Origin of the sequence: Sphingobacterium arenae (assembly GCF_014692505.1) — a bacterium.
GTDB classification, from domain to species: Bacteria; Bacteroidota; Bacteroidia; order Sphingobacteriales; family Sphingobacteriaceae; genus Sphingobacterium; species Sphingobacterium arenae.
Genome location: NZ_JACNYK010000001.1, coordinates 1,143,593 through 1,163,593, shown reverse-complemented (window position 1 = coordinate 1,163,593; position 20,001 = coordinate 1,143,593). Strand labels below are relative to the sequence as shown.

Here is a 20,001-nt window from a genome sequence, read left to right as displayed (position 1 = left end):
TCAAAGACTGATAAGCGTTTTTAAGTTCCAATCCTTAATCTCATCGATGGAAATTTTGTTTTCGTAAATGGCTTTACCCACCACGCAGGACTCCATTCTGTCTAACGCACTCAAGGCACGGATATCGTCCATAGAGCTAATCCCTCCTGAACCAATCAACTTAATGATAGGCGAATGATCTAAAAGCTTCTGATATAGCTCAACACCGGCTCCTCCTAGTTTACCATCTTTGCTAATATCGGTGCAGAGAAAACGAAAGAAACCTAACGAGAGGCATTTATCTATGTATGAAATCAACTTAATGGGCGAACTCTCGAGCCAGCCGGAATATTTAATGACTTCGTCCAACACATCGATCGCAATAACGATATGTTTTGCATATTTCACTCGTCCTTCGTTTAATTTAGCTAATTCTTCCAAAAAAGTTGGATTGGTGATTGCCTGTGTTCCCACGATCACCCGATAGATTCCCGCGTCAACCAATTCCTTTACTTTTTCAATACTTCTTACGCCCCCTCCATACTGTACTTTCATGTCCGTTTTACGGATAATGTCAAACAGATAGTCCTGGTTACTGAAATCGCCTTTTGCACCATTTAAATCAATGATATGCACGAGTTCGGTACCGTTCGCATGATACATTTTTATCTGTTCTTCCAAGGATATGTCATACGTCGTGACGTCATCGTAATTGCCCTCTCTCAGACGGACAACCTTTTTATCCAAAACATCAATAGCAGGAATGATATACATATTTTAAAGTAATAATTTAATGTCAAAAACTATAAATTTGTCAATAATAACCAACAATTATAAGCAATATCCCCTATAATCGGGAAAAATTAAGTAATATCTGCTCACCGACTTTTCCGGATTTTTCCGGGTGAAATTGTACACCGTAAAAGTTTTCCTTTTGTATTGCGGCAGAAAAGACAACATCGTAGGTGCAAGACGCACTGGTATATTCCTCATCAGCCTCAATAAAATAGGAGTGAACAAAATAAAAATAGCTATTATCCGCAATATGCTCAAAAAGAGGACAATCCCTTTTTGGCGATATACTATTCCAACCCATATGCGGAATTTTTTTACCCATGTGTTTATCAAAATGTAACGTTTTCAACGGTACAATATTCAAAAGTTCGGCATTCCCTTCTTCCGAAAAAGAAGTCAATAACTGCATCCCCACACAAATTCCTAATACCGGTTTCTTTAAGGATACAATACGCTGTACAAAACCTGTTTCTTCGAGCTTTTGCATCGCAGCGCCAGCGTGTCCTACCCCCGGAATGATAACACGGTCGTAATGCTCGAAGTCATCCAGTTTATCGATCATGCCATAAGGGATACCCACACGCTGCAATGCAGCTGTTAATGAAAAAATATTCCCTGCGCCGTAGTTAACGATTCCGATCATTTTTACAATCTATAATACACCCTTCGTACTCGGTAATTGCATATTCTCCGCATCCCGTCGTACCGCCTTTTTTATTGACTTCGCAAAAGCTTTAAAGATAGCCTCTATTTTATGATGTTCATTTTCACCTTCCGCTTTGATATTCAAGTTGGACTTCGACGCATCAGAGAACGATTTAAAGAAATGGAAAAACATCTCCGTAGGCATATCGCCTATTTTCTCTCGCTTGAAAATCGCATCCCATACGATCCAATTTCGCCCACCAAAATCAATAGCTACCTGGGCTAAGCAATCGTCCATAGGCAACGTATACGCGTAACGTTCAATGCCACGCTTATCGCCCAACACCTTTAGAAAAATCTCGCCTAATGCAATCCCCGTATCCTCAATCGTGTGATGTTCGTCAATATGCAGATCTCCTTTGGTCTTCACCGTAAGGTCGATTGCTCCGTGTCTGGCGATTTGGTCGAGCATGTGGTCAAAGAACGGTAAGCCCGTGTCAATATCTGATTTTCCTGAACCATCAAGATTCAATTGGATAAAGATATCGGTCTCATTCGTCTTACGGTGATGTTCACCTGTGCGCGTCCCCAGTTTCAAAAATTCGTATATCGACTTCCAATCAGTCGTTTCCAATGCGACAGACCCACTTTGTATATTTAGATTTTCTGCCTGCCCCAATTCATCGTTATTCCTTAACCAAATTGCTTTAGCTCCTAAATTTTCAGCCAGTTTAACGTCGTTAATACGATCGCCAATCACAAAGGATTCCGCTAAATTATATTGCGTCCCATCAAAGTATTCGTTTAACATACCAATACCAGGCTTACGTGTCGGTGCATTTTCGTGTGGAAATGTGCGATCAATATGCTCTTTTACAAAACGGACACCTTCCCCAACAAATGTATCGACAATAAAATGATGTACCGGCCAAAAGTTCTCTTCAGGATGAGAGGCGGTACCCAGTCCATCTTGGTTAGAGACCAAAATCAACTCAAAATCCAGTTCGTTTGCGATACGTGGTAAATACTGCAACGCTCCAGGATAAAATTTAAGCTTGGCAAACGAATCAATCTGTTCGTCTTCCGGCTCTAATATCAATGTACCGTCACGGTCTATAAACAATACTCTTTTCATACAATCTAAAATCATTAAACAACAGCATAAAACGCCCGAATATTTTCTAATAGCATTCTATTTTCTTTAGGTGTACCAACAGTCAAACGTAAACACCCTTCACATAACTCCACTTTGGAGCGATCGCGTACGATGATCCCGTTGCTTACTAAAAAATTGTAAAGCTCCCGAGGCTCCTCCAACTTAACCAATATAAAATTGGCATCCGATGGCGTCACATGAGCAACCTGAGACAACATCTGTAAAGATACGGATAACTTCTCCCGTTCTTCGACGACCTCCTTAATCCATTCGTTGACTATATCCACACCTTCCAGCGCTTCCAGGACAACATCCTGGGTGGCTTGATTAATATTGTAGGGTGGTTTAATCTTGTTGAACACCGTTATAATTTCCTTTCCGGCAAAAGCCATACCCAACCGCAAAGCAGCTAATCCCCACGCTTTGGAAAGTGTTTGTAATATTACTAAATTCGGAAACTCTTCCAAATCTTTGGTAAAGGATGGTTGTTTCGAAAAATTGATATACGCTTCGTCTATCACCACAATCCCATCAAAATTAACCAAGATTGTCTCTATATCTTGACGACGGATACTGTTTCCCGTAGGGTTATTGGGTGAACAGATAAATATCAGCTTTGTATAAGTATCGATTGCTTCTGCGATACCATCTAAATCCAGCTGATAATCATGCGTTAAGTTCACCTTCTTATAGAGAACGTTATTAATATTTGCCGAAACTTCATACATACCATATGTCGGAGGCACCAAAATAACGTTATCCCTTCCAGGTTCACAAAAGGCACGAAAAAGGATATCAATAGCCTCGTCGCTTCCATTTCCCAAAAATATATTCTCGCTTGGAACACCTTTAATACGATATAATTTTTCCTTTATCCTACGTTGCAAAGGGTCTGGATATCGGTTATAATTCTTCGAATAAGGGGAGCCAAAGGCGTTTTCATTGGCGTCCAATAAAACAGAAGCCTCACCTTTAAATTCATCTCTTGCCGACGAATAGGGCACTAATCTTTTTATGTTATCCCTCAGCAACAGGTCTAGGCTAAAAGACATTTTCATATTTCTTTAATTAAGCGTGTAAAGATGGGGAAAAATCTACAAAAACCCTATACTAAAAACCACTTCCCTTCTTCAGACAGCTCTGTTTGCGCAAAAATTGTCCGAGATTCTTCCAAAAGTGGTTGTAAATCTTTATAACGGGCGGAAAAATGTCCAAGTAAAAGTTTTTTGGCGTTGACTGTCTGTGCTACTTCTGCCGCCTCCAAGCTGGTTGTGTGAAAGGTTTCCTTGGCACGTTCTACACGATCATGAAGAAATGTCGCCTCGTGGTATAATAGATCCACGTCTTTAATGGCTTCAAAATAGTCTTCATTCATCACCGTGTCAGAGCAATAACCATAACTTCGTGGGCGCGGTAGCGGATAAGTTAAATCTTTTGCTCGATGCACCGTACCATCATCCGCTACATAGTCTATGCCTTTTTTCAATAAACGCAAGTAGGGAATAGGGATGTTTAGTCGTTCTACCTCTTCTTTTTTCAACGATGCGGATTGTACCTTTTCGTCAAACCGAAATCCGGTACAAGCAATACGATGCTGCAAAGGGAAACTGCGCACGCTAAGCCGTGTGTTTTCAAATAGCACTTCTTGGTGGCATGCATTTGTAGGATGAAAAATCAATGGGTAGCGCAGCCGCGTATCGGAGTGTTTAAATTGCAAATCTAATATCTCTTTCAGGGCGGCGGGACCATACAGATGCAATTCGCTCTTACGTCCGACCAGATGTTGCGACGAAAGCAAACCAACCAGTCCCAAATAATGATCCCCGTGTAAGTGGCTGATGAAAATATGGCTTATTCGACTTCCCTTAATTCCGTGGCGGAATAATTGCATCTGCGTACCTTCACCACAATCGATCAGAAAGAACTGTTCATTAAAGTTAAGAACTTGGGATGTTGGATGACGACCGTACATGGGTGTCGCCGAACTATTTCCCAATATCAAAACCTCAAACCTTGTCATGTTGGCCTGTTCTTAGGTCCAATCGAATCTCATTACCAAAAATCATGTCTTCTGCAGCAGAAACCGTAGAGGCCGTTTTGAAATACCTTTCCATATTAGCCACTTTCAGCAGGTTTAAGAGTCTATCATTTAGTCCAGTAAGAATAAAGAGTCCACCAGAGGCTTTACATAACCTGCGTGCCAACAACCCCATTCGCAGACCATCCTCATCCGCATCAGCGACATGACAGAGATTCAATACAATATTACGTTGGCCGCCTGTATGACGCAACATAAACTCACCTTTCAATTTCGCTGCCGCTTTTCCATTCAGAAAATCTGTCAATGGCTCAATAACCACATAGCGTTCATGCTTGTCAACCGTAAATTTCATATCTATTTAATTATTTATCAGCATTAGATTTCAATTGTAAATGAACCCGTCATACTCGACTTGTCTTTTAAAAGTCAATAGGATATCATAGCAATTTATTTAAAGCTTCTGTTACATTTCTTTCTACCCGGGACACCATGTCTTCATTTGCTGGATATTGGAATTTCTCTCCCGTAATATGCTCATATAGCTCGATATAACGCTCCGATATTGTTTGAACAATATCGTCTGTCATCTCCGGGACCGTCTGTCCGTCTTTTCCTTGAAAGCCATTATTCATGAGCCACTCGCGCACAAATTCTTTAGACAGTTGTCGCTGTGGTTCCCCACTTACCTGTCGTTGCTCATAACCTTCCGCATAAAAATAGCGCGACGAGTCGGGCGTATGGATCTCATCCATCAAATATATTCTCCCGTCCCTTTTGCCAAATTCGTATTTCGTATCCACCAATATCAATCCTCTTTCCTGCGCCATTTCTACACCGCGTCTATATAATGCACGAGCAAATTTCTCCAACTGTATATAGTCTTCTTCCGGCACAATACCCTTCGCTATAATATCTTCTCGCGAAATATCTTCGTCATGTCCAACGTCGGCTTTCGTCGTGGGCGTTATAATAGGTTCGGGAAGTTTATCGTTTTCTTTCAGCCCGTTTGGTAATGACACGCCACAAAGGACTCTCTTCCCATCGCGATAAGTACGCCACAAATGTCCTGCCAAGTATCCTCTGATCACCATCTCCACCTTAAATGGTTCACACCTATACCCTATCGTCGCATTGGGATCCGGCACGGCAATAACCCAGTTTGGAATAATATCTTTTGTGGATGAAAGGAATTTCGCTGCAATCTGATTGAGTACTTGCCCTTTATAAGGAATTGGCCGTGGCAAGATCACATCGAAAGCGGAAATTCTATCCGAAGCCACCATCACCAGATAATCATCTGTCAAAGTATATACATCACGCACCTTCCCTTTATAAAAGCCGATCTGCTTGTTAAAATTAAATGTTGTCTCTTTTATCGCGTCCATATGTTTTCGTTTGTGTAGTCCGTAATCGTTGATAAAAAACACGTTTATATATCACCGTATGCTTCCAATATACGTCGCACTAGTTTATGTCGAACCACATCCGATCCACTTAAGTGAATAATATCAATTCCATGGATCTTCTCTAAGAGTTTTACGGCTGTTGCTAATCCGGACTGTGTCTTCTTCGGCAAGTCGATTTGCGTCAAATCACCCGTAACGATAAATTTCGCCGTTGGCCCCATTCGCGTAAGGAACATTTTTAATTGCATATCCGTCGCGTTCTGCGCTTCATCCAGAATAACAAAACAATTATCCAATGTCCGTCCGCGCATAAAGGCTAATGGGGCTACTTCTATAACTCGCCGCTCCAAATAATCTTTCAGTTTATCTGCAGGAATCATATCGTCCAACGCATCGTAAAGTGGGCGTAAGTACGGATCCACTTTCTCTTTAAGATCGCCTGGCAGGAAACCTAGATTCTCTCCAGCTTCCACGGCCGGCCGGGTTAATATAATACGTTTTATTTCTTTATTTCGCAATGCTCGAACGGCTAAAGCGACGGCCGTATAGGTTTTGCCCGTACCCGCCGGCCCAATGGCAAACAGAATATCATTTTTGGCAATACTCTCTACCATTTTAAGTTGATTCGCTGTGCGAGCTCGAACAATCAAGCCATTAGGCCCATATACAATTGGCTCTCCCCTTAAAGCAACAGGCTCGTCCACTTTCTTTTCTACCGCCTTTTCGAACGTACCATTTACACCAACCAAATTCTCCAAAGCGTTGGAATCCAAAACTTGAAACCGTTCGATATGTTGCAATATTTTTTCAAAAGCCTGTTTAAATCTCCGTTGTTCCGACTCTTCTCCCAACACCTTCAATTCATTGCCCCGAGCAACTAGGCGGAGCTTTGGATAGCCTTTTTTTATGAACTCAAAATGCTCGTTTTGGGCACCCCATAACGTTACTAAATTAACGTCGTCTAATGGTATAAGTACTTCGTTCAAATTGTTCGTTTTAATTTTTACGTAATAAAGATAAATCAAAAATACGAACTATAATCATCTATTTGCATCCACACGATAAAAAATGGAAATTTAGCTTTATAGCAACCATTATTGCACTTTCTTTTATTACTTTTGTAGTTCTCACAAGAGGGCATCATCGCATTTTAATGTTTTTTAGTATCTTTAAAAGGGGTACACAAGTGTATGGGAGTAATAACGCTTACAACAGATTTGGGACATCGTGATTTTTATCAGGCGGCATTAAAAGGCAGTATTATATCGCAATTACCGGATGTCCGTTTGGTGGATATTACGCATGAAATTCCTTCTTTTGATATACAGCGCGCAGCCGTGGTGCTTCGCAACGCTTTCCGTTACTTTCCTGACGGAACAGTTCATCTCATTGGTATCGACACCGTTTTTCAAGAGGATTCCCATTATGCGATGATGAAATTTGATGACCACTTTTTCGTGGGCGCTGACAATGGTATTTTTAGCATTATCCTTGGAGATAATGATCCGCAGGAACTCTATGAAATCGATATCATGCAAGATTTACGCTACTTGCACTTTCCACTCGCCGACATACTATCGAAGGCAGCTTGTCATATTGCCAAAGGAGAACCTTTATCCGCCATCGGGCAACCTATGGAAAAACCACTTAAAAAAGTATTAGTACAGCCATTGGTTAGTGCCAATAGTATAAAGGGGCATGTTTCCTATATTGATGCGTTTGGAAACGTCATTAGCAATATCAGCAAAGAACTTTTCAACGAAATACAAAAGGGACGGAGTTTCAAATTACATTTCAAAAGGAATGAAACAATAAATAAGCTAAGCTGGCACTATAATGAGGTGCCGGAAGGAGAAAAACTCTGTTTGTTCGGGATTAGCAACTTTCTGGAAATAGCCATCAATAAGGGACATGCCAGTCGCTTATTGGGATTACAGCAAGATGAGGTGGTTATGGTAGAATTTTTAGACAGCTAATATGAAAAGATTGTCCCTATTTCTTGTCTTTCTTATGGGTATGCTGTTTGCAGGCAAGTCTCAAACCAATATTGATTCAGATTCCATCAGTTTCGAACAGCAACGAGAACGTATAAACAATTTGTTGGAGGAGCGTAGCAGGCGTTTCGGCGAATTTGACAACAGTCTACGGCAAAAGACGGGGGTATTCGGTATCTTCAAAAGAAAAAAAGATATGCAGAAATCAATCGATATCCTCCGCGAAATTGTATTGACAGATAACCATATTTTTTTGGAAACAAAAAAGCTGCTCGACATCAAGGGACACGAAAGTGATCGAAATGAAAATTTGGCGACAGTGTATGATAGACAGGTCACGGGCTATATGCACACGATTACCAAGCTTCAGACAGAAAACGAAAAATTGCGACTAGAAATCAACGATTTGGAAAGCAAACAACGAGGCGGGCACCTGGCCATTCTTTTGCTTATCATCGTCAGTTTAGCACTAGGTTTCGGCTTATACCGCTATTTTAAGCGGTCTACGGCTTAAAATTTGACGTAAGAGTGATAAGGTCACACAAATAATACTGTATTTTTGCTTTCTAATAATTCGAGTTAGAGAATGGCGAGATCGCGTTTGAATAGTAGCAACACACAGTCGGAAGACTTACCCAAACCTAAGCTTAGTAAGGAATTACTTAAGAAGGCGTTAAAAATTTTCACCTATTTAAAACCTTATAGGGGGAAGTTTATATTGGGCATGTTTTTCCTTATTTTATCCAGCTTGACGATGCTGACTTTCCCGGCCTTACTTGGGGCCATGATTGACGCAGCCCAAGGAGGACAGAAATATTCTTGGCTACCGGCAGGTGTATTTGGTATCGGTGCGGTTTCGATGGTCTTGCTTTTATTCCTATCGTTGGTATCATTCTGTAGGATACGCTTCTTTGTAGAGATAGCAGAAAAGGCGTTAGCGAGTATCCGCAAAGACACGTATCATAAACTCATCACACTTCCGATCGAGTTTTTTGCCAATCGGCGCGTAGGAGAATTAAACAGTCGTCTTTCTACCGATTTGGCTCAGATTCAGGACACATTAACAACAACGTTAGCGGAAATATTACGTCAGACTATTAGCCTGGCTTTAGGGGTATGTCTTCTAGTATTTGTTTCTCCGAAACTAGCATTGATGAATCTCTCCATTCTACCGATCATTATCATCATCGCCATTATTTTCGGACGCTTTATCCGTAACTTGTCTCGTCAGGCGCAAGATCAGCTAGCAGATTCCAATACGATCGTACAGGAAACCCTGTCCGGTATTAGCAATGTCAAGGCCTTTGTAAACGAATACTACGAATCCAACCGCTACGCCCATAAATTGAATGCTGTAGTAAGCCTCGCCGTCAAAGGGGCAACGTATCGAGGCATCTTCGCTTCTTTTATCATTTTCTGTATTTTCGGAGCTGTTCTTGTCGTCATTTGGTATGGAGCCTCACTTGTTTCGCAAGGAGAGATTTCCGTGGGGGATCTCACAACCTACATTCTGTATTCCATGTTTGTCGCTGGATCGATGGGTAGCTTCCCCGAGCTGTATGCTAATATACAACGTTCCATTGGCGCCAGTGAACGGGTTTTGGACATATTGGATGAAGAACCGGAAGCGATTTCGATTTCTCCAGAGAACAATGATATCCAACAGACTATGCAAGGGGCACTCACCTTTAATCATATTGGATTCACTTATCCTTCCCGTCCAGATATACCGATCCTAAAAGATATTTCGTTTCATGTGGATGCTGGAAAAAAATTGGCGTTAGTAGGGCCAAGTGGCACAGGGAAATCAACTATTGCTTCCCTTATTTTACAATTTTATACGCCTACGTCAGGAACCATTGCATACGACGGCAAGGATAGTACAGCATATTCCCTAACAGACATTCGTAACCAAGTGGCTATTGTTCCGCAGGATGTATTATTATTCGGAGGCACTATACGTGAAAACATTGGATACGGACGTTTAGATGCCAATGCAGAAGATATTATCGAAGCAGCAAAACGGGCAAATGCACACGAGTTTATTATGGCTTTCCCGCAGGGATACGATACCCTTGTCGGAGAGCGTGGTGTGAAATTGTCGGGCGGGCAGCGCCAGCGTGTTGCCATTGCGCGCGCGTTGCTGAAAGATCCTGCCATTCTCATCCTGGATGAAGCAACCTCTTCATTAGATTCGGAATCAGAAAGACTGGTACAGTTGGCTTTGGAAGAACTTATGCGTAATCGTACGTCTGTCATCATCGCCCATCGGTTAAGCACAATTAAAGACGCGGATCAAATTGTGGTTATTGAAAACGGTGAGGTATGTGATATAGGTAACCATGTGGAGTTGATGTCAAAAGGCAGTGGTCTTTATCATCACCTTTATTCCTTACAGTCGATACAGCATGTCATACAGCGAGATTAACGACAACTTCCTTTACCCACAAAAAACGTATACGCAAAAAACTTTTTTCGACTTTTTTTGTTAGATTTAAGAAAAGGGTGATTAATTTTTAGAAAAGACAAAAACAAGGTATTATGGAAAATAAAAATGGATTTATCGCATTCGCACTTCTTGGTTTAGCTGCTGGAGCTGCTGCTTATTATCTACTTGGTACAGATGATGGGAAACGTCAATTAGAGCGTGCAAATGAGGGTGTGAAAGACCTGACGAAATCAATCAAAGAACTTTCTAAAAAAGAGGCAAAGCGTGCGGCTAAAATTGCAAAGTCTACGAAAGCTGAATTGGACAACTTAAAAGCAAAAGCAAAAGACGCCGGTGTACGTGCGGTAGATGCGGCTGCAGAAAAAGCGCATAAATTGGCGGATAAAGCTTCCCAAGCTGTACACCACGCGGAAGACAAAGCCGAAAAGATAGTTTCCAAAGCAAAATCAGAACTGGACAAAGCCTAACCCTTATTTTTGGAGTGGGTGCGTCATTTCAAACGCAAGTATTCGTATCTTTGCAACGCCCATGAATACACTCCAGCAGGTAAAGACTTTAGTTTATAAAGATATCGTTCTTGAATGGCGTTCAAAATATGCTATAAACGGTATCTTATTATACGTTGTATCTACAGTATTTGTTTGTTACCAAGCATTCCAATCTGTAGATACATTTGTTTGGAACGCTTTGTTCTGGATTATTATGCTGTTTGCCAGTGTGAATGCCATTAGCCGAAGCTTTGTTCAAGAGAGCCAAAGCAGACAACTTTATTATTACACACTGATTAGTCCCCAGGCGATTATATTATCCAAAATAATATATAATACGCTGATCATGATCCTCTTATCACTGATAGCCTATACAGCGTATAGCATTACCTTTAGCAATCCCGTGGGTGATCCGATCTTGTATACGACGGCAGTTGTTTTAGGAAGTATGAGTTTTTCCTCGGTCTTTACGATGGTGTCTGGCATTAGCGCAAAAGCGGGCAATAACAGTACCCTAATGGCGATATTAAGTTTTCCTGTCATCATTCCCCTACTCATCGTTTTAATCTCCTTGTCCCAAAATGCATTAGCAGGGGCTCCAAGAGTCGACAGCACCAATGACATACTCGTCTTGCTGGCAATTAATGTAATTACGATTACCATTTCTTTATTGTTATTTCCTTATCTTTGGCGAGATTAATTCTTTCGAATCATGAGACAATCTTGGTGGAAAATTTTAGGACTGGTGATGGTTGCTGCTAGTATTGTGGTGGGTCTCCTTGGTCCGGTTCCCGCTTTATTCCTGTTACACGAAACCATCCGCAATGTGTATTTCCATGTACCCATGTGGTTCGCTATGTTTGCTCTTTACCTTATTTCCGTTATCTATAGCATACGTTACCTGAGCAACGGACGAATCAACGATGATTTAATCGCCGTCGAGGCTGTCAATACCGGTATTGTTTTTTGCATCATAGGTCTGCTAACCGGTATGCAATGGGCTAATATCACGTGGGGAATGGCGTGGCCTAACGATGCTAAAACAAATGGTTCAGCAATCGCTACACTCATGTATCTCGCCTATCTCGTTTTGCGGAATGCTTTAGAAGAAGAGCAGAAAAGAGGCAAAATAGCGGCCATCTACAATATCTTTGCGTTTCCCGTTATGATCGTATTGATGTACATCATGCCCAAAATGACCGACTCGTTGCATCCTGGAAGCGGCGGAAATGGAACGTTTGGCGACCTCGATATGGACAACCAAATGCGGCCTGTGTTTTACACTGCGATTATCGGGTGGATGCTCATAGGTGTTTGGATATGCACTTTACGTTATCGTGTACGCCTTCTGGAAAGAAAAAGAAACCTCATCGATTAATCAGATATCATCATGAAGAAAATCATTACAATTTTACTGCTTTTTCTAACAACTAGTTATACGTTCGCTCAAAATCAGATAGAAATGGCCACAGACCTTCGTAGCTCTGGTAAGATATACGTCGTGGTACTCGTCTTGTTAACTATCTTTATCGTTTTGGGCGTATTCTTATTTATGCTAGATAGACGTATCAAAAAATTAGAGAAGTAGCCGGACGATGATCATAAACCAACATCGAAAATTTTCGCCAGTCAATTTTATTTTCGTCTCGGCTATCGGTTTGGTTCTGTGTCTAGGGATCTTTCTTAGCCTTCCGGAGCACATCACACCTATCCTCTTTGAGCCTGCGATTAATAATCTTATTGGGATACGCATTGGCTCCCGCTTGTCCCCTGGAGCGAATGTCATGATTACGTTGACCCTTACCCTCCTACAAGGATTTTTCCTGAACCGGATCGTTAACAATTATAATCTTCTGGGCAAACCCAATTTCACCCCGGCATTAATGTATATGACTTTAGTCAGTTTATTTACGCCGTTCCTCGTACTTTCCCCGCCCCTTATCTGTAATTTCATAACCATATGGATGTTGGGCAAACTATTTAATATTTACAAGCAACATGATATAAAAGGATTAATGCTTGATTTGGGGATGATTGTCGCCGTCGGGAGTTTGATTTACTTTCCCTTTATGATCATGATGCTGCTTTTGTGGATAAGTTTATTGATCTTTCGTCCCTTTAATTGGAGAGAATGGATAACGCCTTTATTAGGCTTTTTGACCATATACTTCCTTTTAGGTGTCATCTATTATTGGATAGGGCGTCTGAAAGAATTTTTTGCTATTTTCAAACCTTTGGGCTACGCTTTTCCTACCGAGCTGTCCCTGAACATGTATGATTACCTTGTTATCATTCCAGTGGTTATCGCCCTACTATTTTTTCTTTTCGTATTGAAAGAACATTTCTTCAAGAGTGTCGTGCATCTGCGCAAATCATTTCAACTTTTGTTTTTCATGATATTGTTGACGTTGGGATCCTTTTATCTTAATAATCATATAACTATAAATCATTTCCTACTTTGCGCCCCCCCCATTGCCATCTATCTGGGATTTTATTTTACGAACTCGAAATCAAAATGGATATACGAAACGCTGTATCTCATTATCATAGCGTCAATTATTTATTTCCAATTTGTTTAGCGAGCGAATATCTCTACGCAATCAACTAAATATCAACCGATTAACCTTTTTTAACAAATAGAACTAACGGAATAGTTAAAAATTAGATAGTTTTGTAGCAAATTTTGACCATGTACAGATACTCGATAGGAAGTTTCACCAAAATAGCGCTGCAATTGTTGTTAGGATTAGGTTTATTTGGCATCCAGCAAGGATACGCACAGCGATCCACCTCCCATTCTCCTTATTCGCAATTTGGTCTGGGGCAAATGCGGAACGATTTATTACCACAAACTCGTGCTATGGGCGGGATTTCTACCGGTGTAAGATATCTTACGGGTCTTCCAACCTTAAACATTGCTAATCCGGCCTCGTACTCGGGATTAAATCGTACGGTTTTGGAAGCCGGTATGTATGGTAATTTCACCCAGCTATCAAGAGATAATGCCAGCGACCATACAGCCGATTTTGCCTTTGGCCACGTCGCCATTGGTATTCCGTTGCAAAAATACGGTGGCTTTTCCTTTGGATTAATTCCTTTTTCCGATGTAGGATATTCATCAAAAAATGTGGAGTCCATAGACGATCTGGTTTATGAAAAGCAAATATTTGGAGAAGGTGGAATCAACAAAGCCTATTTAGGTTATGGTGTATCGCCTATTAAGGGTTTAAGCATCGGAGCAAATGCCGGTTTTCTTTTCGGAAATCTATACGATATTACGCAGGTCAAGTTTGTAGATGATCTTACTTCATACCCTGCAGAGCTAAAGGAAACTCGGAACATAAGAGGCGTAACTGTAGACTACGGCCTTCAATACAGCAAATCTATTAATAGAAAATATAATTTAACAGTGGGGTATACTGGAACGCTAAATAATCATATCAACGCGAAACCAAGTCGGATTATTACCATTTCAGAAAACAATTTTGACGATGACTATATTGCTCCGCCGTTGGATACCGTGAGTACCGGAACCTTCGCTACCAGAAAAATTCAGCTTCCGCTGAAGCATAATGTAGGTTTCACATTATCAAAAGGATATAACTGGTTAATCGGTGCAGATTTTAATTACGCAGACTGGTCCAAATTTGAAGTGCAGGAAGGTCAAAACAAACTGGAAAAAAGCTACGGGTTTGCCATTGGCGGACAAATTAAACCTGACCCCACTTCTGTACGATACTGGAACCAAGTAGATTACCGTCTAGGATTCCGTTATAATCAAACGCCTATCGTATATAGAAACCAACGAATTAATGACATGGCTGTCAGCGTGGGAATAGGCTTACCGCTACCTGAAACAAACTTCGGGCGTACATTTTCCCAAATTAATATTTCCGCCGAGTTCGGACAACAGGGATCACTCAATCACAATCTTGTACGAGAACGATATATCAATATTAATTTTGGTTTCACCATTAATGATTCCTGGTTTATCCGTCGAAGTTTAGATTAATCATGTACTTTCTTCTGCGCTATATCGATAAGAAGCTATTCAGACTCCCATTGGTATGTCTAGGAGCGATGTTATTGATGGCCTGTGAGAACGATCTTCGGGATGTGGAGAAGATCGCCAATATACAGCAGGAAGAGAATGTGAACATTTCTAAAGATGTTACCGTAATCTATAGCGATTCAGCTACCGTAAAAGCGGAGTTAACAGCTCCCGAACTGCGTGAATACCCGGACAGCATCGCGATGTACGAGTTTCAAAAGGGGGTACTGGTCCGTTTCTTTGACGAGAATAACCAAGAATCACAACGCATCCGTTCAGATTATGCCGTACAAAAAATAGAGGAAGGATTAACAGAGTTTCGAAAAAATGTAGTGCTTACGATGGCAAACGGCTCTGTCATCAGAACAGAGGAACTACTATTTGATGAAAAAAAACAGATATATTATAACTCCGTTCCTATCACCTTTGATATGAAGGATAGCCGAGGTAGTTTTCAAGCCACCTCATTCATTTCCGATGCAGATTTCAAAAAAATTGATGGGCAAAATATGACGGGTTTCTATATTCCCTCAGGCGATCAGCAATTTCCCACTTTCGGCAATTAAAATGTCTCGTGATTTTTTTATCTTCCGGCATAAATTTATTTTATGTAGGCCACATTTAGTTTCCATATAAAAATAAATTTTTGCAAGTTTTTTTTCATAAAAGTTGTATCTTGCGCCTTGTTTTTAATAGAGGTCAATTAAGTAACTGAATAAACAGAGTATATAGACTATGGGATTAATGAGCTATTTGCGGAACCGAGCGGGGCTTGTAGTAACCGTTATTGGTTTAGCAATTATTGCGTTTTTATTAGGAGATATCATCAGCTATGGGACTCCTTTTTGGATGAAGAATCAAAATCAAGTCGGTAGTGTTAATGGAGAATCCATCGATTATCAAGTGTTTAACGCCCAAGTTGACCAAACGACTGCGATGTACCAACAGCAAATGGGAGGCACGACGTCTCCGCAAATGCGAAACTATGCGGTACAACAAGTCTGGAATCAATTTATCTCACAAGAGCTTCTAAAACAGGAAATTGAGAAAATAGGTCTTTCTGTCGGCAGAGATGAACTGAACAGTTTGGTATCGGGTGTTAATCCGTCACCACAAATTGTTCAAGCATTTACGAATCCCGAAACAGGCGTATTCGATAAGAACCAACTGAACACGTTCCTTTCACAAATCAATAGCCAAGGAACACCAGAAATGCGCCAACAATGGGAAATGCTTTTAGAAAATATCCGCAACGAACGTTTAAACGAAAAGTATTCGAACCTACTCACCAATAGTGTATATGTTACTTCATTGGAAGCCCAAGAAGAATATAACCAGCGCAATAAATTGGCAAACTTCAAGTATGTGATGCTCGATTATTCCTCGGTGAAAGACGCTGAGATTAAATTGACCGATGCGGATTACCAGACGTACTATGATGCGCACAAAAATACATTGGAAAATCAAGAGGAAACAAGAACGATAGAATATGTACTGTTTGATGCGAGACCTACTGCTAACGATACCGCAGCGACAAAGTCGGTTATTGAACAATTGAAATCAGAATTGGTAAATTCTACGACGGATTCATTATTTGCCGCGGTAAATTCCGATACAAAATATCCTTATACTTATCTCCGCAAAGGACAGGTAAGTCCAGCGTTGGATTCGGTCATTTTCAATGCAGCTGTTGGTACGACAGTAGGACCGTTCTTGTCTCAAGATAGATTTGAGGTAGCAAAGGTTGTGGATGCGAAATTCAGTCCAGATTCTGTCAAAGCCTCACATATCTTATTGAATACAACCGCAGAAGGCGGGGTAGACAAGGCACAAGCGAAAGCGGATTCTATCAAAAGATTAATTCAACAAGGAGAAAGCTTCTCGGCTCTTGCTATACAATTTAGCTTAGATGAGGGTAGTAAAATAAATGGGGGTGATCTCGGTACTTTCCCACGCGGACAAATGGTTCCGGAATTCGATGAAGCTGTGTTTTCCGGAAAAACGGGCGAAGTCGTTATTGTCAACAGCCGTTTCGGCACGCACATTATCCGGATCGAAAAACAAATTGGAAATTCAAAAATTGTTAAAGCAGCAATTGTCGACAAAGTGATCAACAGCGGTAAAGCGACCACGGACGCCGCGTATGCAAAAGCTAATAATTTCTTTGGTGACGCAAACAGCAAAAATTTTGAAGAGGTTGCCAATAAACAAAGTACGACGTTACATAAAGCAGAACGCGTCTTACCAATGGACAATACTTTTAATGGCGTGGAGGTTCCAAGAGATATCATACGCTGGGCTTTTGAAGCCAAAAAAGGGGATGTTTCCGAACGGGTATTTGACACCGAAGACAATTTTATTGTCGCGCGGTTAACCGATATACAACCAAAGGGCCCGCTCTCTTTGGAGTCCGCGAAACCACAAATAGAAGCACGTGTACGTAATGAAGTAAAAGCAAAAATGCTGATCGAAAAGTTAAACAATGCTTTAAATGGTTCCTCGTCCATAGATCAGGTCGCCCAAAAGTTAGAAAAATCAGCGGTAGACATTGAAAATATCGTCATGGCCAATCCGGTGCTTCCGGGTATTGCAATGGAACCCGCCGTCGTAGGAACAGCATTTGGCTTGCAACCCAATAAATTATCGAAAGCGATTAAAGGTGAGCAGGGTGTCTATGCGGTACAGGTAGCTGGTTTTGTTAATCCGGCCGAACTGGTCTCCAGTGATATGAACAATCAAAGACAACAAATGCAAACGGCAAAAGCCCAGCGTTCCTGGAATGCAATTTACCAAGCACTTCAATATAAAGCGGATATTCATGACAATCGCATTAGATTCTATTAGAATATAATAATTAACTTTATAGCCGGACAATTGTTGTCCGGCTTTTTGTTTTGTATCGTATGGACATTCAAGAAAATATCATTAATAAAGTTGCGCAAAGTGGCTTAGTAACTGTCGATTTAGCAGATTATGCCCCAAAGGAAGAGATTGTCATCTATGACATCAAAGACAACTTATTTCACGGACTAATCTTGAAAGAAAAAGACTTTAGGACGTTTATTAAGGAACACGAGTGGAGCCAATACCAAAACAAGCATATAGGTATAATATGCTCTACCGATGCGATTGTGCCTACTTGGGCCTATATGCTCCTCGCAAACAAGCTCGAGCCTTATGTACTTTCCGTTCATTTCGGAGATAAGGACTCCGTCTGGAGCAATTTGTTCAATCAAGCCTTAGATGGGATGGATTTTAGTACTTATCAGGACGAACGTGTAGTCGTGAAGGGGTGCGGGGAAATTTATGTACCTGAATCCGCCTTTATTAAATTCACGCTCGGTTTAAGTAAAGTTGTCAAGAGCATAATGTACGGCGAACCCTGCTCTACAGTACCTGTGTATAAGCGTAAAAGTTAAACTATCGGCGGCCATCTTTGTCCATTATCATATGAGAAAAATATACACGTTTATCGCTTTTTTCATTTGTAGTATCGGTCTGACCATGGGACAAACTTTACCCTATCTACCACAACCTACATATCAGCCCGGCGAAAACTTGACCTATAAGCTAAAATATGGAATTTTATCTGTTGCAACAGGCACATTAAAAGTTGAAAAATCGAAATTACGCTTTAGCAATCCAAATGCTTTTCACCTATCCGCGTTCGGTCAGACGTCGGGAATATTTGCCGTCTATAAAGTAAGAAACAAATATGACTCCTATATCGATGGTGATACGTATCTGCCTTATCTTTATATAGAAGATATACACGAAGGAAGTTATACGCGCGAGGAGTATGCTACTTTTGACCATCGAAATAAAAAAGTTTCAGGCAAGAAAGGTACATTTACCAGTCCTACATCACAATTTTTCGATTTACTATCTGCTTATTATTTTTCGCGTAATCTGGACCTTTCGTCTCTCAAAAAGGGAGATTCGTTTAAACTCACGTATTTCTTAAACGATGAAGTCGCCCAATTAGGCATTAAATATATTGGCATTGAAAAGATCAAAACGTCGTTGGGGGAGTTGGAATGTATTAAATTCAGTCCGGAGATTACACCAGGTAGGATATTCAGAAAAGACAGCCAGCTTTTTCTATGGGTAACCAACGATGGCAATCGTATCCCCGTAAAAGCGCAAGTAGAGATTTTGGTGGGTACGGTAACCATGGAATTAATCAATGCAAATGGTTTAAAGCACACGCTTGGAAAGCGCGTCAGTTATTCAAAATAAACAACATGATCGAAGTAGGCAACGTATTAGTGCATGAGGACATTATTAAGAATGACTTCGTTTGTAATTTAAACAAATGTAAGGGCATTTGCTGTGTGGAAGGCGATTCAGGAGCCCCTCTAAATGAAAAAGAAACGGAGATTCTCCGTGAGATTTATCCTAAAGTAAAACCTTATATGACCGAGAAGGGTATTCGGGCTATCGAAGAACAAGGCACACACGTCATCGATATGGATGGAGATCTTACAACCACTTGTGTGGATGGCAATAAAGAATGTGCTTATGTAACATGGGATAACGGAATTACCAAATGTGCCATTGAAAAAGCGTATGAACTCGGCGAAGTTGATTGGAAAAAGCCTATTTCCTGTCACCTCTATCCTATCCGGACGACTCGTTATCCCGCGTTTGACGTTTTACATTACGATCGTTGGCATATTTGTAGCGACGCTTGCACATTTGGCAAAGAACTGGGTATTCCAGTATACAAATTTGTCAAAGAACCTCTTATCCGTGAATATGGAGAGGAGTGGTACAAAGAATTAGAATTAGCTATCGAAGCCTTATAAGCTAGTATATATGCATTCTATTATTTATTCGCTAGTTTCCAATTACCTTTATGAATACTTCACTTCCAGTTTCTTTTAGCGCTATAAGAGCTCTTTATTATTTCGTTCGTATCTGTGTTCATGCTACGTGGATATTTCTTATATTTATGGCGATTTTGACTGCTTTAAAGCCATGGTGATTTAGCCATT

The 20,001-nt window shown here is 40.8% G+C and carries 23 protein-coding genes; 15 read left to right on the top strand and 8 right to left on the bottom strand.

The features are described from left to right. The 8 genes from H8B17_RS04285 to H8B17_RS04250 all read right to left on the bottom strand — a co-directional run bounded on the left by H8B17_RS04285 (nucleotide 1) and on the right by H8B17_RS04250 (nucleotide 7,008). Nucleotides 1–753: a 1-(5-phosphoribosyl)-5-[(5-phosphoribosylamino)methylideneamino]imidazole-4-carboxamide isomerase gene (locus tag H8B17_RS04285; protein WP_190307901.1), complete on the bottom strand. Its 753-nt coding sequence runs from the start codon at nucleotides 751–753 to the stop codon at nucleotides 1–3. Between the two features lie 73 nt (nucleotides 754–826). Then, nucleotides 827–1,417, bottom strand: a complete 591-nt coding sequence (hisH, locus tag H8B17_RS04280) for an imidazole glycerol phosphate synthase subunit HisH (RefSeq protein ID WP_190307900.1) — start codon at nucleotides 1,415–1,417, stop codon at nucleotides 827–829. Between the two features lie 9 nt (nucleotides 1,418–1,426). Continuing rightward, nucleotides 1,427–2,554: a bifunctional histidinol-phosphatase/imidazoleglycerol-phosphate dehydratase HisB gene (gene hisB, locus H8B17_RS04275; protein WP_190307899.1), complete on the bottom strand. Its 1,128-nt coding sequence runs from the start codon at nucleotides 2,552–2,554 to the stop codon at nucleotides 1,427–1,429. Between the two features lie 14 nt (nucleotides 2,555–2,568). Beyond that, nucleotides 2,569–3,633 (bottom strand): histidinol-phosphate transaminase, encoded by a 1,065-nt coding sequence (hisC, locus tag H8B17_RS04270; protein WP_190307898.1) that lies wholly within the window; start codon nucleotides 3,631–3,633, stop codon nucleotides 2,569–2,571. Between the two features lie 47 nt (nucleotides 3,634–3,680). Continuing rightward, on the bottom strand, nucleotides 3,681–4,595 hold the full coding sequence (locus H8B17_RS04265) for a ribonuclease Z (protein ID WP_190307897.1): 915 nt from the start codon (nucleotides 4,593–4,595) through the stop codon (nucleotides 3,681–3,683). Further along, entirely contained in the window at nucleotides 4,582–4,968 is a 387-nt protein-coding gene (locus H8B17_RS04260) for an STAS domain-containing protein (protein WP_190307896.1), read from the bottom strand. Before H8B17_RS04260 ends, H8B17_RS04265 begins: the two co-directional genes overlap by 14 nt. 85 nt (nucleotides 4,969–5,053) lie before the next feature. Beyond that, nucleotides 5,054–6,001: a phosphoribosylaminoimidazolesuccinocarboxamide synthase gene (locus H8B17_RS04255; protein ID WP_190307895.1), complete on the bottom strand. Its 948-nt coding sequence runs from the start codon at nucleotides 5,999–6,001 to the stop codon at nucleotides 5,054–5,056. Nucleotides 6,002–6,045: 44 nt separating this feature from the next. After that, the gene (locus tag H8B17_RS04250) at nucleotides 6,046–7,008 is read right to left on the bottom strand and encodes a PhoH family protein (protein WP_190307894.1); all 963 of its coding nucleotides are present in this window, start codon (nucleotides 7,006–7,008) and stop codon (nucleotides 6,046–6,048) included. A 204-nt stretch (nucleotides 7,009–7,212) separates the two neighbouring features. Here H8B17_RS04250 and H8B17_RS04245 point away from each other — a divergent pair, with 204 nt between their 5' ends. The 15 genes from H8B17_RS04245 to kleE all read left to right on the top strand — a co-directional run bounded on the left by H8B17_RS04245 (nucleotide 7,213) and on the right by kleE (nucleotide 19,991). Further along, a complete protein-coding gene (locus H8B17_RS04245; protein ID WP_190307893.1) occupies nucleotides 7,213–7,998 on the top strand; it encodes an SAM hydrolase/SAM-dependent halogenase family protein in 786 nt (261 codons plus the stop codon). Nucleotide 7,999: 1 nt separating this feature from the next. After that, complete coding sequence (locus H8B17_RS04240; RefSeq protein WP_190307892.1) at nucleotides 8,000–8,530, top strand: hypothetical protein; 531 nt, start codon at nucleotides 8,000–8,002, stop codon at nucleotides 8,528–8,530. A gap of 72 nt (nucleotides 8,531–8,602) precedes the next feature. Beyond that, on the top strand, nucleotides 8,603–10,444 hold the full coding sequence (locus tag H8B17_RS04235) for an ABC transporter ATP-binding protein (protein WP_190307891.1): 1,842 nt from the start codon (nucleotides 8,603–8,605) through the stop codon (nucleotides 10,442–10,444). 113 nt (nucleotides 10,445–10,557) lie between these two features. After that, on the top strand, nucleotides 10,558–10,932 hold the full coding sequence (locus tag H8B17_RS04230; protein WP_190307890.1) for a hypothetical protein: 375 nt from the start codon (nucleotides 10,558–10,560) through the stop codon (nucleotides 10,930–10,932). Between the two features lie 61 nt (nucleotides 10,933–10,993). After that, entirely contained in the window at nucleotides 10,994–11,653 is a 660-nt protein-coding gene (locus H8B17_RS04225) for a heme exporter protein CcmB (protein ID WP_190307889.1), read from the top strand. 12 nt (nucleotides 11,654–11,665) lie between these two features. Next, complete coding sequence (gene ccsA / locus H8B17_RS04220; protein ID WP_190307888.1) at nucleotides 11,666–12,331, top strand: cytochrome c biogenesis protein CcsA; 666 nt, start codon at nucleotides 11,666–11,668, stop codon at nucleotides 12,329–12,331. Nucleotides 12,332–12,343: 12 nt separating this feature from the next. Continuing rightward, a complete protein-coding gene (locus H8B17_RS04215) occupies nucleotides 12,344–12,541 on the top strand; it encodes a CcmD family protein (RefSeq protein WP_190307887.1) in 198 nt (65 codons plus the stop codon). Between the two features lie 7 nt (nucleotides 12,542–12,548). After that, nucleotides 12,549–13,532: a DUF6427 family protein gene (locus H8B17_RS04210; protein ID WP_190307886.1), complete on the top strand. Its 984-nt coding sequence runs from the start codon at nucleotides 12,549–12,551 to the stop codon at nucleotides 13,530–13,532. Between the two features lie 110 nt (nucleotides 13,533–13,642). After that, nucleotides 13,643–14,965 (top strand): porin family protein, encoded by a 1,323-nt coding sequence (locus H8B17_RS04205; protein ID WP_190307885.1) that lies wholly within the window; start codon nucleotides 13,643–13,645, stop codon nucleotides 14,963–14,965. A gap of 2 nt (nucleotides 14,966–14,967) precedes the next feature. Continuing rightward, the gene (gene lptC / locus H8B17_RS04200) at nucleotides 14,968–15,570 is read left to right on the top strand and encodes an LPS export ABC transporter periplasmic protein LptC (protein ID WP_190307884.1); all 603 of its coding nucleotides are present in this window, start codon (nucleotides 14,968–14,970) and stop codon (nucleotides 15,568–15,570) included. A 178-nt stretch (nucleotides 15,571–15,748) separates the two neighbouring features. Beyond that, the gene (locus H8B17_RS04195) at nucleotides 15,749–17,848 is read left to right on the top strand and encodes a peptidylprolyl isomerase (protein WP_223816358.1); all 2,100 of its coding nucleotides are present in this window, start codon (nucleotides 15,749–15,751) and stop codon (nucleotides 17,846–17,848) included. Between the two features lie 59 nt (nucleotides 17,849–17,907). Next, on the top strand, nucleotides 17,908–18,423 hold the full coding sequence (locus H8B17_RS04190; RefSeq protein WP_190307882.1) for a DUF2480 family protein: 516 nt from the start codon (nucleotides 17,908–17,910) through the stop codon (nucleotides 18,421–18,423). A gap of 31 nt (nucleotides 18,424–18,454) precedes the next feature. Then, entirely contained in the window at nucleotides 18,455–19,243 is a 789-nt protein-coding gene (locus H8B17_RS04185; protein WP_190307881.1) for a DUF3108 domain-containing protein, read from the top strand. 5 nt (nucleotides 19,244–19,248) lie between these two features. Beyond that, nucleotides 19,249–19,812 carry a DUF3109 family protein gene (locus H8B17_RS04180; protein ID WP_190307880.1) on the top strand — a complete coding sequence of 188 codons (564 nt, stop codon included), beginning with the start codon at nucleotides 19,249–19,251 and terminating at the stop codon, nucleotides 19,810–19,812. 50 nt (nucleotides 19,813–19,862) lie between these two features. After that, a complete protein-coding gene (gene kleE, locus H8B17_RS20865) occupies nucleotides 19,863–19,991 on the top strand; it encodes a KleE stable inheritance protein (protein WP_190307879.1) in 129 nt (42 codons plus the stop codon). The last annotated feature ends 10 nt before the right edge of the window (nucleotides 19,992–20,001 follow it).

Coding starts and splice junctions, on each gene's coding strand:
- H8B17_RS04185 (WP_190307881.1), top strand. CDS start 18,455: ATGAGAAAAATATACACGTTTATCGCTTTTTTCATTTGTAGTATCGGT.
- H8B17_RS04225 (WP_190307889.1), top strand. CDS start 10,994: ATGAATACACTCCAGCAGGTAAAGACTTTAGTTTATAAAGATATCGTT.
- H8B17_RS04195 (WP_223816358.1), top strand. CDS start 15,749: ATGAGCTATTTGCGGAACCGAGCGGGGCTTGTAGTAACCGTTATTGGT.
- H8B17_RS04205 (WP_190307885.1), top strand. CDS start 13,643: ATGTACAGATACTCGATAGGAAGTTTCACCAAAATAGCGCTGCAATTG.
- H8B17_RS04245 (WP_190307893.1), top strand. CDS start 7,213: ATGGGAGTAATAACGCTTACAACAGATTTGGGACATCGTGATTTTTAT.
- H8B17_RS04215 (WP_190307887.1), top strand. CDS start 12,344: ATGAAGAAAATCATTACAATTTTACTGCTTTTTCTAACAACTAGTTAT.
- hisC (WP_190307898.1), bottom strand. CDS start 3,633: ATGAAAATGTCTTTTAGCCTAGACCTGTTGCTGAGGGATAACATAAAA.
- H8B17_RS04230 (WP_190307890.1), top strand. CDS start 10,558: ATGGAAAATAAAAATGGATTTATCGCATTCGCACTTCTTGGTTTAGCT.
- H8B17_RS04180 (WP_190307880.1), top strand. CDS start 19,249: ATGATCGAAGTAGGCAACGTATTAGTGCATGAGGACATTATTAAGAAT.
- H8B17_RS04265 (WP_190307897.1), bottom strand. CDS start 4,595: ATGACAAGGTTTGAGGTTTTGATATTGGGAAATAGTTCGGCGACACCC.
- H8B17_RS04235 (WP_190307891.1), top strand. CDS start 8,603: ATGGCGAGATCGCGTTTGAATAGTAGCAACACACAGTCGGAAGACTTA.
- hisH (WP_190307900.1), bottom strand. CDS start 1,417: ATGATCGGAATCGTTAACTACGGCGCAGGGAATATTTTTTCATTAACA.
- H8B17_RS04190 (WP_190307882.1), top strand. CDS start 17,908: ATGGACATTCAAGAAAATATCATTAATAAAGTTGCGCAAAGTGGCTTA.
- H8B17_RS04210 (WP_190307886.1), top strand. CDS start 12,549: ATGATCATAAACCAACATCGAAAATTTTCGCCAGTCAATTTTATTTTC.
- hisB (WP_190307899.1), bottom strand. CDS start 2,554: ATGAAAAGAGTATTGTTTATAGACCGTGACGGTACATTGATATTAGAG.
- lptC (WP_190307884.1), top strand. CDS start 14,968: ATGTACTTTCTTCTGCGCTATATCGATAAGAAGCTATTCAGACTCCCA.
- H8B17_RS04240 (WP_190307892.1), top strand. CDS start 8,000: ATGAAAAGATTGTCCCTATTTCTTGTCTTTCTTATGGGTATGCTGTTT.
- H8B17_RS04255 (WP_190307895.1), bottom strand. CDS start 6,001: ATGGACGCGATAAAAGAGACAACATTTAATTTTAACAAGCAGATCGGC.
- ccsA (WP_190307888.1), top strand. CDS start 11,666: ATGAGACAATCTTGGTGGAAAATTTTAGGACTGGTGATGGTTGCTGCT.
- H8B17_RS04260 (WP_190307896.1), bottom strand. CDS start 4,968: ATGAAATTTACGGTTGACAAGCATGAACGCTATGTGGTTATTGAGCCA.
- H8B17_RS04285 (WP_190307901.1), bottom strand. CDS start 753: ATGTATATCATTCCTGCTATTGATGTTTTGGATAAAAAGGTTGTCCGT.
- kleE (WP_190307879.1), top strand. CDS start 19,863: ATGAATACTTCACTTCCAGTTTCTTTTAGCGCTATAAGAGCTCTTTAT.